10 protein-coding genes are annotated in these 15,389 nt (G+C 33.2%); 2 read left to right on the top strand and 8 right to left on the bottom strand.

The genetic code is table 11. The features are described from left to right. Nucleotides 1–16: 16 nt before the first annotated feature. Both R9X47_RS07720 and R9X47_RS07725 read right to left on the bottom strand, forming a co-directional pair. The gene (locus R9X47_RS07720; protein ID WP_432666196.1) at nt 17–982 is read right to left on the bottom strand and encodes a 3'-5' exoribonuclease YhaM family protein; all 966 of its coding nucleotides are present in this window, start codon (nt 980–982) and stop codon (nt 17–19) included. A gap of 254 nt (nt 983–1,236) precedes the next feature. After that, on the bottom strand, nt 1,237–3,687 hold the full coding sequence (locus R9X47_RS07725; RefSeq protein ID WP_432666197.1) for a PAS domain S-box protein: 2,451 nt from the start codon (nt 3,685–3,687) through the stop codon (nt 1,237–1,239). 247 nt (nt 3,688–3,934) lie between these two features. On the opposite strand from R9X47_RS07725, the gene R9X47_RS07730 reads away from it, so the two are divergent. Together R9X47_RS07730 and R9X47_RS07735 are read left to right on the top strand one after the other, a co-directional pair. Then, nucleotides 3,935–4,204 (top strand): hypothetical protein, encoded by a 270-nt coding sequence (locus R9X47_RS07730; RefSeq protein ID WP_432666198.1) that lies wholly within the window; start codon nt 3,935–3,937, stop codon nt 4,202–4,204. Nucleotides 4,205–4,575: 371 nt separating this feature from the next. Then, entirely contained in the window at nt 4,576–4,758 is a 183-nt protein-coding gene (locus R9X47_RS07735) for a Spo0E family sporulation regulatory protein-aspartic acid phosphatase (RefSeq protein WP_432666199.1), read from the top strand. A 214-nt stretch (nt 4,759–4,972) separates the two neighbouring features. On the opposite strand, the gene R9X47_RS07740 is transcribed toward R9X47_RS07735, so the two are convergent. From R9X47_RS07740 to R9X47_RS07765, 6 genes are all read right to left on the bottom strand, one after another. After that, complete coding sequence (locus R9X47_RS07740) at nt 4,973–6,361, bottom strand: MATE family efflux transporter (protein WP_432666200.1); 1,389 nt, start codon at nt 6,359–6,361, stop codon at nt 4,973–4,975. Nucleotides 6,362–6,403: 42 nt separating this feature from the next. Next, nucleotides 6,404–7,291 (bottom strand): YitT family protein, encoded by an 888-nt coding sequence (locus tag R9X47_RS07745; RefSeq protein WP_432666201.1) that lies wholly within the window; start codon nt 7,289–7,291, stop codon nt 6,404–6,406. Between the two features lie 159 nt (nt 7,292–7,450). Next, nucleotides 7,451–11,698, bottom strand: coding sequence for an acyl-CoA dehydratase activase-related protein (locus R9X47_RS07750; protein ID WP_432666202.1), 4,248 nt, complete (start codon nt 11,696–11,698; stop codon nt 7,451–7,453). A 443-nt stretch (nt 11,699–12,141) separates the two neighbouring features. Beyond that, the gene (locus tag R9X47_RS07755) at nt 12,142–12,726 is read right to left on the bottom strand and encodes a TetR/AcrR family transcriptional regulator (protein ID WP_432666203.1); all 585 of its coding nucleotides are present in this window, start codon (nt 12,724–12,726) and stop codon (nt 12,142–12,144) included. A gap of 182 nt (nt 12,727–12,908) precedes the next feature. Beyond that, nucleotides 12,909–14,153, bottom strand: a complete 1,245-nt coding sequence (locus R9X47_RS07760; RefSeq protein WP_432666204.1) for a cation:proton antiporter — start codon at nt 14,151–14,153, stop codon at nt 12,909–12,911. A gap of 184 nt (nt 14,154–14,337) precedes the next feature. Continuing rightward, nucleotides 14,338–15,321, bottom strand: a complete 984-nt coding sequence (locus tag R9X47_RS07765; RefSeq protein WP_432666205.1) for a YeiH family protein — start codon at nt 15,319–15,321, stop codon at nt 14,338–14,340. Between the last annotated feature and the right edge of the window lie 68 nt (nt 15,322–15,389).

The following is a 15,389-nucleotide window of genomic DNA, read 5'->3' on the forward strand; positions in this document are numbered from 1 at the left end:
TTATTAACATCTCAAGCTATCCTTCACTGCGCTGTCTATATGCTACTTTGTATAGCTTTCTATTGTTTAACGTCCATACCTTATCAGAAAAACCTCTTGGCTTAACATTTTCTAATGTCTTTCTCATGTCGAACATCCTCGCATCGATTACATCTAGATAATGTAATATTTCTGCCTCTGGAATCATTGGCCTCTTAGGGCTTCCAAACTCAGGTTCATAATGATGGGAAAGAACCATATGTTGAAGCAAAGTCGTTATTTCTTTATCTGCACCAACCTTATCAGAAACCTTTTCTATATTCTTTATACCTTGAATTATATGTCCTAAAAGCTCTCCTTCACTTGTATATGATGAAACTATTCCGAGTTCATTGGAGTCCATCTCCTCAAGCTTTGCCATATCATGGAGTATTACCCCACCAAACAATAAATCTCTGTCTAGAAAAGTATATATTTCACAGACTCTTTCGGCCATCGTTAACATAGTTAATGTATGATACAACAGCCCTCCATGTATCGCATGATGATTGGATTTAGCTGCTGGATAAAACATTAAACGGTCTTTATTTTCTTTAAAAACATAACTTACAATATTATGTACGTCCTTGTTATTCATAGCCTCAATATAATTTAGTATCTTTTCATACATTGTTTCCGATTCTTCCGGTGCAGTAGGTACATAATCATCTAAGGATATATAGTCTTCATCATCAGCAAGCCTTATTCTCATAATTTTAAGCTGAAGTCTATTTTGCCATTCTGAAACATTTCCTCTAGCCTTTATAAGTTTTCCTTCAACAAATTCATTTTCGTCTTCCTTTGTGCTGTCCCATAGCTTAGCATTAATTTCACCAGTCTTGTCGGCTAAATTAAGATCAAGAAATGTTTTATTATTACTTGATGTCTTCACAGCTACAGACTTTATAAGGTAGAAGCCCTCAATGTTATCTCCTACTTTAAAATCACTAATTTTCTTGTACATAAATATCTCCTCTGCATTTTATTTGCTGTCTATTCTTATTTATAGTGTTCATATAAAGAAAGTTCCAAGTAAATCTTAATTTACGCATATCAAAATATCCGATGTTTCTGGAGATTTTTGATGTGTATAAATTAAAGTTTTGACTGGAATCTCTATAATAGAAATTTTCAATGAAATAAGTATACCATAATTAGATGGGCATATCTCTAAAATCGTTTATTATAATTCATATTAATTATAACATTTATTCGAAATTATGCGTATATATCAGAAAACTCAATATTAATTATTTCAATTAAGTTACTCTCCATTTCGTTTTCACTATTCTCTCTTATGATAGTTACATCGTCTTCTAAAATCTTTGCTGGTAGTTCAATAACAAATTCACTGCCCTTGCCATACTCACTATTTACATTTATAGTTCCACCATGTAGTTCAACCAAGGATTTCACCAGTGATAACCCTATACCGCTTCCTTCGTGATTTCTTGTAAAGGACTTGTCAACCTGTCTGAAGTGTTCAAAAATATATTTTAGCTCATCTTTCGGTATTCCTATCCCCGTGTCCTTAACTGATATAACAATATTCTCACCCTTATCAGTCATAGTTACGAATATGCTTCCATCAGGCTCCGTAAACTTAATAGCATTCGAAAGAAGGTTTAGCATTATTCGTTCAATTTTGTCTGGATCACAGGCAACATTTTTTTCCTCAACATCCGTATCAAAAACGAGTTTTAATTTTTTTTGCTCAACATACCCTGCCACTGACAGAGTTATTTCTTCAACAACGTTTACTATATTATGGTTTTGCAAGCTAAGCTCATAAAAACCGGCATCAATCTTCGTAATATCAATTAGGTTGTTTACTAACCTCAATAATCTATAGCAATTTTGCTTTAAAATCTTTATTCTATTTTCAAGCTTTTCATCTTTATTCTTAAGCGATTTTTCTTTCATATACATGGTTAGAATTTGAATAGTTCCTAATATTACATTAAGAGGGGTCCTTAATTCATGAGAGAGATTTGCAAAAAATTGTGTCTTTAGCTTATCAAACTCAATTGCATCGTTAAAGAGTTTAATATATTTTTCAGCCTTTCTTCGATCGCATAAATCTCTCATTAGAATAAGGGTTGCTTTTTTATTACTATAGTCAAAAACTGTCGATGCAATTTCTGCGTCCAGAACAGCGTTATCGGATTTTCTAATTATCTTAACCTCATCAAAACTGCTAAAATTATTCATTTCCTCTTTTAAATTCTCCATTGTCAAAGTTTTGCTTTCACTTGGATGGAAGTCTACAAACTGGAAAATGTCTTTCCCGATAAAGTGGTGTCTATTTTCTCCACCTAAAAAGCTAATAGCAGCATTATTAATATAAAGAATTCTCCCATCCTTTTGCAATATGATGGGATCTGGCAGTAGCTCTACCAATCTTCTATTGCGTTCTTCACTTTCTCTTAAGAATTTTTCTATCCATTTCCTACTAGTAATATCTCTTACAATAGAAATTATTACCTCTTCTCCGAAAAGTTTAAACTTATGGGCATTAACTTCAACTGGGATCTTGTCTCCATGTTTTGAGACATGTACTGATTCAAAGGTATTATGCCCTTCTTTAATTACTTTTCCCACCTTTTTCAATATATCATCGTGATCTTCGGGAGTCCTAAGATCCTCTATTGTCATATTTAAAAACTTCTCTCTATCATACCCATACATCTTGCAAGCCATGTCATTAACTTCTCTAAAATTAGCAACAGTCCCATCCCTATTTACGTTGCACAACCAAATGGCATCATTAGCTTTATTAAACAATTCTTTAAATTTTTTCTCACTTTCATCTAAAGCACTTAAAATCTTCTTCATCTTAGTTAAATCATGTACAATAAAATACAGTAGATCTTTACCATTAAAATTTACCTGATTACAATGCACTTCAACAAATCTTGTTTCATCATTAGCTAATCGTTGATTTAAGTAAAAACGATTCTTTTTACCTTCAACAGCCGTCTTTATTACCTTTATTAGTTTCTCATCGCTATTCAATATATTTAGCTTCGAAATATTCATGTTCATCAATCTTTCTTTGCTATATCTATAAAACAAGCACGCTGCATTGTTGGCATCTATTATCTTACCACTATTTGGATCTATTAAAAGTATAACGAAGTGGTTCGTTTCAAACATATTGCGATAGAGCTTCTCTTTTTCTAAAATTATTTTTTGAATCTTTTTTCTTTCACTAATCTCCCTTAAAACTACACATGACATAGCATCTCCAACCGTTGGTATCTTTGTAATAGTTGCTTCTACTGGTATGCTTTGTCCATCTTTTCTTTGAATTATCCACTCAAAAACAATCTTCTCATCGGTATCATCCATTACCTCTTTATATCTTGAATCAAGTGAATTCTTCTCCATCTCACCAGAAATTTTTTCAAACACAATAGACCCTATTAAATCCGTTTTAGAAGTATATCCAAACATTATGACGGCTGCATTATTACACTCAACAATTCTTTCATTTTTAATGAAGATATAGCTTTCTTTAGAATTTTCAAAGAACAATTTACATATAAAACTTTTTTCCCCACCGAAAACACCGTTATTTAAATGGTTAATTTTGTCTTCTAATTCTTTAATCCTCTGATCTCTTTTTCGTAGTTCTTCAATTATCTCCCCTTTTGTTTTTTCTAACACCTGAAAGCTCCCCCTTAAATAAACGCCTCGAACTCCGAGAATTTGTTATTGAAAAATAAACTCATATTTTCTTTTTAATTTATTATTCCACATTTTCTATATAATTCCTACCATAAAATGCCACAAATTTCATATTTTTTTTTACCTCAAAGATAATTGATTCGTAAATGCATTATATATATTTGGATATACTATAGAAAGCCTAAATATTTTCTTAAATTTTAAAGCCTATAAGGAGTGAATTATATTGAAGATAAATGATATAAAGAAAGTAGTTTATAACAATGATATGGTTGAAGTTTTTGTCGAAGTTGAATTAGAAGCAGATACTCTTAACAGGTGGGAATTAGCAGATCCTTACGCCTTAGTAATCTACAATTCCTTAGATAGTTTTCAACTTGATCATATAGAACTTATTGATAAAGGTATGAAGGTTCACGGTTATGAATTCTCTGTGGAAGAAGAGGACGAGATTTCTAGTTTTTTAGAAACAGAATTGTCTAAAATAAATCATTAAGCTAAATGATAAAACTCTGATTAAATTTTTTGAACATATTTTGACAAAAGTTTTGAAAACCAGAAAGAAATATGTTATAATCTTACAGATATTGTATTATTTAATAACCTATTACATTGACTGGTTTTCTTTTCATATATATTGACTTTCTAGAGAGTAATCAAATTAAAATTCTCATTATGAACTAAATTTCAACTTGATATTTACCTATAGAGTTTTAGAATTTCTACAAATTATGTCATATTTCCTTATGATTTGCTGGGACTTTTGTAACATTTAATTTTTTTGTATATAAATTTTATTTTTTGACAATTTATGACACGGAAAATGGGTATAATTAAAGTATACTTCAATACCAAAGGATGATGTGTATGACTTTAGCAAATTCTTACGACAACTTAAATGCTTTAGAAAAGAAAATAAGATCTCTTAGATCTAGGATGCACGAGCTTATTGAAACAAAAGGAGATATCAGTGCTCCTGAGATAATTGAGATTAGTCAAATACTTGATAAGGTTTTAGTACAGTACCTAAAGCAAAAATCCTTTGAATAAGTGTTCTGTAACGTCTATACTCATAACTAATAATAGGTCTATCCACTCTCTCTAATTATTCTAATACAATCAGTAGTTAGATATGTGGATATGATCAAGTATTTGACTTTATTTCTAATTACCATATGAGTTTTATGATACAACTCAGCCTCTCTTTTTGAAACTTATCTCTTCATGCTAAAGTTTCTTAGTTTTTTTGACAAAAATTTTTCTTTTATTCGTATCTGACTTTCTTCTGTTCGATTTTATAATCAGAACTATTTGAGCCTTTATAATTTTCACGAATAAACCACATCACTAGTATAATTCCTTTAAATACACTGCTTAAACTGATACTCCACCAAACTCCATTTAAACCCAGTAGTTCAGGTCTTGAAAGAATCCATGCTGCCGGAATTCTTAAACCTGTAAAAATAATACTAACGATGGATGGCGGTAGTGTCCTTCCCAAACCATTAAATGCTCCAGCAGTGGCTATCTCAAGACACATAAAAAGTTGAGATAATCCTAGTATCCTTAAATATACAACTCCATATGCAATGGCTTCTTCTTCAGGAATAAATAGGGCAAATATTGGTCTTGCACAAAGGATTAATAATAACGATGTAGTAAGTCCTATAACTGTCATAATACCTAGTGCAGTGAAATAACCTTTATTGACACGTTTCCATTTTCCTGCACCATAATTTTGCCCGACAAATGCGCTAAGGGCCGTTGCAAATCCGTTGGCCGTCATCCATGAAATTGATTCTATTTGTGATCCTACTTTCTGTACAGCAATAGGTAAAGGACCCCAGCTTGCAATAATTCGAGCTATAAACATAGCAAAGATTGTAAACATCCCACTTTGCAGTGCAGCTGGATAACCTATTTTAACAATTCTTTTTATATAATCCACTCTAGGCGCTAAGAAAAACCTTACCCCCGACATAACAGATGTATCTCTTTTTATATATATTAAGAAAGTTATAGTTACTATCATCTGAGCTATTACAGTTGCTATAGCTGCCCCTTTAACTCCCATAGCAGGCAAAGGTCCCACTCCAAATATCAGCAAAGGATCTAATATCATATTAACTATCAATCCAATAGTATTAATCGCAAAGGGTGGCCTACTTTTACCAGATCCATTGAAAATACCTGATAATACTGGATTAGCAAAGAAAAATATAGATCCCATAGCAGCGATGCTTAGATAATCTATTGACATTTCTACTACATAAGAGTCAGCTATATTAAAAAAGCTAATTAGAGGTCTTCTTAGCAGTATAAGAAATAATCCATAGGATATAGCTATTACAAAGTTTAACTGTATGGCACTCTGAGCATAATTTCTAGCCTCTTTTATATCTTCTTTTCCAATGGACTGCGCCACTCCAACTTCAGCACCGATTTGCGATATCCTAATAAAAGCCATTGCCAGCCAAAGGAAAAAACCTGCTGTTCCAACTGCAGCTACAGCCTTACTACCAACACGACCAATCCAAATCATATCTACCATGTTATAGGCCATTTGTAAAAATGATGTTCCCATTATTGGAATCGCTAACTTTACTAGTTCTTTAAATATATTTCCTTGTGTTAATGAATTTTCTTGTCTCATTTCTATCCCAACTTTTTACTTATTTATTATCTAATATTAATCTTAGGCCAATTCTTCTTCTATAAGACTATCAAAACCTACTCCTTTACCCCACACTGAAATAACTGGAAGAACATCTACGAAGGCGTTAGGGTCAGTCTCTGCAATAAATCTTTTTATCAGCATTGATTCACGTGGAGAACATATTGATATGATCTTTTGCTTATTTTGATTTGTATATCCACCTTTTATCTCATAAGCGCTAATCCCTCTTTTGATCGAATTCATAATATAATCCTGAATAATTTCGTTCTCATCACTAATAATCTCTATCTTAACCTTCTTTGACCCAAATCCAAATAGTATTGTATCAAAGGCTTTCGTAAATACTACTTGAGTTAGAATCGCATATAATGCAACCCTACGATCATATATAAATGCTGACATGGTTATAATCACTAAGTCTATTCCGAGTAATATCTGGCTAAGACTCATAAAAGGAAATATTCTTCTATGGATTATCTTCGCAATCGTATCGGTTCCACCCATGGAAAATCCTCGCTTCAATATAAGCCCACAACCGGCTCCAGCTATAATTCCATAATAAACTGAAGCTAATATCATGTCATCTTCAATAAAGTCAAAATTCAAACCTTCAAAAACTATCAACAATGTAGGAAAAAGTAAAGATAAAAGTATGATCTTTAAAGCTTCCCTTTTGCCCAACAATATCCTTGAAGCTATAAGAATCAATAATGATAATGCATAATATACATAGGTGTATTTTATATTTAACAATTTATCTAAAATGACTGAAATCCCCGTTACTCCTCCAGTTACTAATCCATTAGGCTTCAGTATAGAGGCAATTCCAAAGGCAAGCAATGTACAACCCAATGCTAAAAACAAGAAATCAATCCCTAACTTTTTATACTGCTCTTTTTTAATCAACTTTCTTACTCCTTTCAAATTTCATTTCTGTAATAGTATAACTTATTATATGCTTTGTGAATAGTTCTTTAAGGTTAAAATTTTGTAAAAATAAAAAAAGCGATTAAATCGCTTTTTTATATAACACTAAAAACTTCTAATTAACCCTTAATTACCTAACTACATTGCAAAACTTTCTTCCTGTTCTAAGTTTTTAAAGGCAACTGAAAGCATCAGCTTTATGCGGTTTAATTGATTAACCTCACTAGCTCCAGGATCATAATCTATAGCTGCAATATTAGCCATTGGATAATTTCTTCTAAGTTCCTTTATCATTCCTTTCCCTGTTATGTGATTAGGCAAACAAGCAAAGGGTTGTAAACACACTATATTGTTGATTCCATCTTCTATGAGCTCAACCATTTCTCCTGTTAACAGCCACCCTTCTCCCGTTTGATTTCCTAGGTCTAAATGTTTTGCCGCTCCCATTGCAACTTCATGGATATGCTTAGGTGGTTGGAATCTTTTACTAAGGCTTAGGGCTTCCCTCATTTGTCTTCTATAGCCTTCTATAATTTTTATGACTGCACTGCTAGTAATCATTTTACCCAAGCTTCCCGATAGTTCTTGATATTTTACCTTACTGTTATATGCACAGTATAATAAGAAGTCTATTAGATCCGGTACTACGGCTTCAGCTCCTTCAGTTTCTAATAGTTCTACTATATCGTTATTTGCTGTAGGATGAAACTTAACTAATATTTCTCCTACTATCCCAACCTTTGGCTTAACTATATCTTCATCGATTTCAAGATTGTCAAAATCCTGTACTATTCTATGTATATTTTCAGTAAAATCCTTCGTTTTTCCCGATCTTAATGATTTTTGGCACCTTTCTACCCAATAATTATATAAATCGTTTGCTGATCCATTCACCTTTTCATAGGGCCTAACTCTATAAAGGACTCTCATAAGTAAATCCCCGTAGACTAGCCCCCTCATAAGATTATCTAACATAGGTATTGTTATCTTAAATCCTGGGTTCTTTTCTAATCCACTTGCGTTGAGAGATATAACCGGTATATATTCAAGCCCTGTATCCTCAAGAGCCTTTCTCAAAAATGCTATATAGTTTGTGGCACGGCACCCTCCACCGGTTTGCGTAATCAGTACTGATGTATTATTTAAATCATATTTACCGGATTTTAATGCCTTCATTAGCTGGCCTACTACTACTATTGCAGGATAGCAAGCATCATTATTAACATATCTAAGACCTTCATCGATTGCAGTCTTGTCAACGGAGGGTAGTATTTCTACATTGTAACCAGCCTTTTTAAATCCGGTCTTTAGAAACTGGAAATGTACTGGTGACATCTGAGGAGCCAATATTGTATGGGTCTTCTTCATTTCCTTTGTAAATATTTTTCTATCTGAATCCGATGACATCTGCTTGGGCAGTGAGGCAATTTTATGCCTTTCATTTATTGCTGCTATTAAGGATCTTATACGTATCCTAGCTGCCCCAATGTTACTGATTTCGTCTATCTTTATTAATGTATAGGTCTTTCTATTCTTTTCTAATATTTCTTTTATCTGATCTATAGTTACTGCATCCAGACCACACCCAAAGGAATTGAGCTGAATGAGTTCTAGGTTCTTATTTCTAGCCACAAATGTGGCTGCAGAGTACATTCTAGAGTGATACACCCATTGATCTATAGCCCTTAGTGGTCTTTCTACTTTAGCCAGATGTCTAACGGAATCCTCCGATAAAACCGCAAAGCCATAGGATTTAATCATTTCCGGAATTCCATGATTTATTTCTGGATCAATATGGTATGGTCTTCCCGCAAGTACTATCCCCTTTATTCCTTTCTCTTCTATATATCTTAGTGTTTCTTCTCCCTTTTTTCTTACATCTTCTTTGTATCTTTCAAGCTCTCCATATGCTTTTTGGGCCGCTTTATTTATCTCTTCCTTTGATATTCCTTCAGTAGATAATTCTTGAGTCAGTCTCTTTATCATCTTTTTAGGATTATCTATAGGTAAAAATGGATGTAATAGTTTTACATTATTAGTCCTAAGTATATCAATGTTTGCCTTAATGGTCTGGGGATATGATGTTACGACAGGACAATTATAATGATTTCCTGCTTCTTCATCCTCCTTTATATTAAAAGGAATACAGGGATAGAATACTTTATCAACTCCTCTTTTAACTAAGTTAACAATATGACCATGTACAATCTTTCCAGGATAACAAACTGACTCCGAAGGTATAGTCTCCATACCCAGTTCATATATTTCCTTGGATGACCGTCCTGAAATTATCACTCTATAGCCAAGCTCTGTAAAGAATGTAAACCAGAAGGGATAATCCTCATAGATATTTAATACCCTAGGTAGCCCTATAGTACCCCTTATAGCCTTTTCCTTAGATAATGGTTTGTAATCAAATACTCTTTTATATTTATAGTCATAGAGGTTTGGTATGTCATTTTTTATAATCTCTCTGCCTTCTCCTCTTTCACATCTGTTACCTGAAACAAACTTATCACCATTTGAGAAATGTTTTATAGTAAGAAGACAATTATTGCCACAAAGTCCACACCTCTTCATTGATGTTTCCATCTCAAATTTCGCTATTTCTTCGCTCCGCAGAAGCCTCGAAATATGTCCTTTTTTATATCGATTCTTAGCGATAATGGCTGCACCAAAGGCTCCCATTATTCCCGCTATATCAGGACGCACTACCTCTCTGCCAATTATATTCTCTATTGATCTTAGTACAGCATCATTATAAAAGGTTCCACCCTGAACAACTATTTTTTCTCCTAGTTCCTCAGCACTTCTAAGTCTAATCACTTTAAATAGGGCATTCTTAATGACAGAAATCGATATACCTGCAGAGATATCTTCAACATCGGCCCCTTCTTTTTGTGCCTGCTTTACTTTCGAGTTCATAAAGACTGTACATCTAGTTCCTAGATCTACTGGGTGCTTAGATCTAATACCTGCCTCTGCAAAGTCTTTAATTTCCATGTTTAGGGATTTAGCAAAGGTTTCAATAAATGAACCACATCCCGACGAACAAGCTTCATTTAGCATAATAGAATCTATCACACCATCGGTAATCTTTAAACTTTTCATATCCTGTCCGCCAATATCTAGGACAAATTCTACACCGGGAAGGAAAAAGTCAGCAGCCTTATAATGTGCCACGGTTTCGATTTCTCCAAGATCTACCCTAAGAGCCGCCTTTATTAAATGCTCTCCGTAGCCAGTTACTGTGGAGTTTACTATTTTTGTTTCATCATTTAATTTATCGTATAGATTCTTTAGGGCATCTATAGTAGATTCCAATGGACTTCCCATATTGCTACCATAGTAGGAATACAATAATCCACCATCTTTATCTATTAATGCCATCTTAGTCGTGGTAGAACCAGCATCTATACCAAGGAATGCATCACCAGAATAATCTTCCAATGCTGTTCTTCTTACCTTAAATTTATCGTGTCTCTCCCTGAACTTAATATATTCCTTGTCATCAGAAAATAATGGCTTTATTCCATTATTCTCTTTAATATTTAACTCACTGATACCAGGTACACTTTCATAAAGGCATTCAAATGGAATAGGCTCTTCCCCCCTAGAGGACAAGGCTGCTCCTATTGCGACAAAATACTGAGAGTCATTAGGAAATATAACGTTTTTATCCTTAAGTCTTAATGTTTCTATGAAACGCTTTCTTAGCTCCGACATAAAATGCAGCGGTCCTCCTAAAAAGGCTACATTTCCTCTAATAGATCGTCCTTGGGCTAGACCCCCTATACTTTGGTTAACCACGGCTTGGAGTATTGAAGCTGCTATATCTTCCTTAGCAGCGCCTTCATTTAACAGGGGCTGGACATCTGTTTTCGCAAATACTCCACATCTCGATGCAATAGGATAAATAGTCTTATGTCCTTTTGCCAATTCATTAAGCCCTGATGCATCGGTCTGCAACAGCGATGCCATCTGATCAATAAAGGCTCCAGTTCCCCCAGCACAGGTTCCATTCATTCTTTGTTCAATGGAGTCTCCTAAATATGTAATTTTAGCATCTTCACCGCCCAGCTCTATTGCCACATCTGTATTTGGAATAATATTTTCAATTGCATTTGTGCATGACATTACTTCCTGAATAAAGGGCACCTTAAGTCTCTCTGATATATTAAACCCTCCAGAACCTGTGATCATCATAGTAACTAGGTTTTTTTGAAGTATTTCCTTTGCACTTTCAATCATAGATACTACAGTATTTTTTATATCCGAAAAATGCCTATTATATTTTTTATAGAGGACATTGCCTTCCTCATCTAAGATAGCCATTTTTACAGTTGTTGAACCAACATCTAAGCCAACATTCAAAATCTTGCCCATCTATAATCCCCCTTATAGCGTAATACAACATTATTTCTTAAATAAAACCTAGCTTTACTTAGCTGCTCACTTGTGTATAAGGACAATAATGTCTAAATCAAAGATGTCTATGTTACTTGTTTTTCAATTATAGATAAACAACATTAACATTCAAAATAAATTTCAGAGAAAATAATGAAAGCTTTTACATTTTTTCTTTGAAATTTATTAAACTTTAAAGTTGTTTATCTCTAATCTTTCTAATCTAAATCCCAATTTTATTACTTTAATAATTATTTGTACCCTTTATATTTACATTTAAGCACATTATTTTTAAGAACCATTAAAAACAAACAAGCCTATTACTAATTAATATTTCAATGCTATTAACTTTAGGATAGTTTTTTTATATCCATATAAAATTTTACAGATTCTATATACAATCCTGTAGATTTTTCTACCTTCTATTTACAAGAAATAATCCCCTTAACAAAGGTATTGACAAACTCTCTAATACAAGTATTCATTTCTGCATTCGTATCATAGACCTGGAAAATTATAAAACCAGCAAAGATCCCAAAGTTGCCTGATAAAAAGTTAATAGCAAGTACCTCAGGATTGTTTTTCACAATATCCAGCTCGTTCATTTTAGTAAAGTATTCAACTAGAAATTTTTTAAACTCATTTGGAAACTTCTTTAGTGGAAAATCAATATCACTTTCAGAATCATTACTTTTAAATTGCATTAGTATTGTGCTTCTGTTTTCAATTAGAGCCTCCTGATAAGCTGAACTTATTTTCATAAGATCTTTCTCTAAATCCCATTCCATCTCTTCATTGAATACTTGCTTTATTTTAGGTGAAAATATGTATCTATCAACAGCCTTTTCATATAGATTTTGCTTATTTCGAAAATGACGAAACACTGTCATTTCGCTAATTTCAGCCATTTTTGCAATTTCCTTTGTAGTGACATCCGTATATCCTTTTTCCGAGAAAAGATTCATGGCTGCCTCTAATATTCTTTCAGCTGTACTTACTTTATTCACTAAATCCCTCCCAACAGCATGTTAGTGACAACTAACATAATAATTATATCATTTCTAGAATTTATTTACAATTAATCCTATGTTAACCTATGATTAAAAAAATGAAAAAACACCTTCAGTTTTTCAAATTTCTGAAGGTGTTTTTTTAATCTCTATTTATTAAGATTTTACCTAAATTGACTCTACACATTACTATAGCTTGTTTCATGTTCTTGATGCTCATCTTGTTCGTCTTTGAATCCACAAATTTGATTTGCTTCACCAGCCTTAAATATAGCTATCTTTGCCATTAGTGGTCCTATTAATTCATATACAACTGTTGCTGCCAGTATAATTGTTCTTACTCTCGTTCCAAATGGCGCTGGCAATGTACTTTCGGCAACCATTGCAAGTCCAATAGCTACACCTGCCTGAGGAATTAGCGTAAATCCTAGGTATTTTTGAACTGTTTTAGGTGAATTCGCAATTCTTCCTCCAATATAAGAACCTGCGATCTTACCTATCATTCTAATCACAATATAACCTGCACCTACCATACCAACATCTTTAACTAATACTAAATCTAATTCAACACCAGCAAGTGTAAAGAATGCAATATAGATTGGTGGAGTAAAGCTTTCGACACGATGCAGTACTCTTATATTTTTTATATGGGGTACTACATTACAAACAGTACCACCTAAAATCATACAGAGTAATATTGGCGAGGCATGGAATCTATGGGAAAGACCCACTCCTATAAATAGAACAGATACAATTATCGCTATCAATAACTCCTCTTCTTGCATTTTCTTGATAATTATACCTAGTATAACGCCTAATCCAATTCCAATTACTATTGACGCAAATATTTCTTCTAAGGGCATCAAAATCATGTGTGTCATAGACAGGTGAGCTCCAGCACTTGATAGGGCTGTGGCCACAGCTGCACAAATACCAAAAATTACAATACCTAAAGCATCATCTAGAGCAACAAGTGGAAGCAGTGTATCAACTACTGGACCTTTTGCTCTATATTGCTTTACAATCATCAATATAGGACCTGGTGCAGTTGCTGTTGCAATGGCACCCAATATTATACTAAAAGGAACTGGCTGTTTAAATATGTAGATCATAGCTAAGTCCACTAGTACAACGGCTCCTACTGCTTGAAATATAGTTATTATCACAACACTTTTACCTGTTCTTTTAAGATTGTTAAAGTTAAATTCACATCCGATTGAATATGCTATAAAACCAAGGGCAATTTCAGATATTATGGTCATCTTTGAAGTTTCAACATGAGGCACCAGCCCTAATATGCTTGGTCCTATGATTACTCCACCTATTAGATACCCTGTAATGTGAGGAAGCTTAAAATACGATGCTACCTTCCCCATAATTAAACCCGAAGTTATTATGACTCCAACATAAAATAGAATATGCATTACCAGGACTCCTTTTTCTCTAATTTAGAATTAGTTCGATAATCAATATTATATAAAATATTCTGAAATTTTTCAAAAGTTTTTTCTTAATTATGTATAGAAAAAAAGACCAAAATATATGGCCTTTTCCATTAGTTATTATCTATTACATTTTTATTTACTCAAATTTATACTTACCACACATTTATAAGAAATTTATAATCGTAACCAAACTTAGAGATGATAGAATTATGAACATTATCGTTCCTATAAGCAATGCTTTAATTCCTTTGTTTATTATACTCTTAAAATTAACAGATAGTCCCATAGCAGTCATTGCCATCAATATAAATATAGAACTTGATTTTGTTAATATCTTGGTAACCGATGGTGGGATTATTCCTAGTGAATTTATAACTCCAGCTAATATAAAGTATAAAACATACATAGGAAATTTTGCTTTTTGACTTTTTGATTTTTCTTTATTATATATATATCCTAAGGCTAACGAAACAGGAACAAGCATAAGCACTCTTGTCATTTTGACAAAGGTTCCTATCTCTCCAGCAGAGTCCCCTAAGGCAAAGGCTGCCGCTAGGGCATGTGAAACACCATGAAGTGTCAGTCCAGACCATGCTCCATATTGTATTTCTGTCAAGTCAAGATTACCTGCTGCTACTGCTGAATATATTAGTACTCCAATCGTTCCTAAGAAACTAACTATCGATACAGCAATTACTGAATCATCATCGTCTGCACCAATACATGGAGTCAATGCCACTACGGCTGAAGCTCCGCATATACACGATCCTACACCTATTAATGTTGCCAATTTGTTATTTGCCTTTAAAGCTTTTCCTAATATCATAGCTAGTATCAATGCAAGAGGAACATAAATAATTACCATAGTAAGTATTTGAGGACCAAGCTTTAATATGGCATGGATATTTAACTTGAAGCCTAGCAGAACTATACCTACCTTCAGCAGCTTTTTTAAAGATAGTTTAACACCATCCTTGAATATATCTTGGGTTCCCACTAGGTTATTATAGATAATCCCGATGATAATAGCTATTGTGAGTGATTCAAGATTAATATATGCTTTGAGATAATCGCTTAAAAACATAGCTACATATGAAATACTTAGTACAAAAATAATTCCTGGAATATATCTCTTGATATTTGTCATTTATAGTCATCCCCTTAAGAATTAGTTGACAAGGGTAATTATATCACCATATAACCATAAAGTGAAAT

Origin of the sequence: Wukongibacter baidiensis (assembly GCF_050888315.1) — a bacterium.
In the GTDB taxonomy this organism is placed as follows: Bacteria; Bacillota; Clostridia; order Peptostreptococcales; family Caminicellaceae; genus Wukongibacter; species Wukongibacter baidiensis.

Coding starts and splice junctions, on each gene's coding strand:
- R9X47_RS07720 (WP_432666196.1), bottom strand. CDS start 982: ATGTACAAGAAAATTAGTGATTTTAAAGTAGGAGATAACATTGAGGGC.
- R9X47_RS07735 (WP_432666199.1), top strand. CDS start 4,576: ATGACTTTAGCAAATTCTTACGACAACTTAAATGCTTTAGAAAAGAAA.
- R9X47_RS07740 (WP_432666200.1), bottom strand. CDS start 6,361: ATGAGACAAGAAAATTCATTAACACAAGGAAATATATTTAAAGAACTA.
- R9X47_RS07750 (WP_432666202.1), bottom strand. CDS start 11,698: ATGGGCAAGATTTTGAATGTTGGCTTAGATGTTGGTTCAACAACTGTA.
- R9X47_RS07760 (WP_432666204.1), bottom strand. CDS start 14,153: ATGCATATTCTATTTTATGTTGGAGTCATAATAACTTCGGGTTTAATT.
- R9X47_RS07765 (WP_432666205.1), bottom strand. CDS start 15,321: ATGACAAATATCAAGAGATATATTCCAGGAATTATTTTTGTACTAAGT.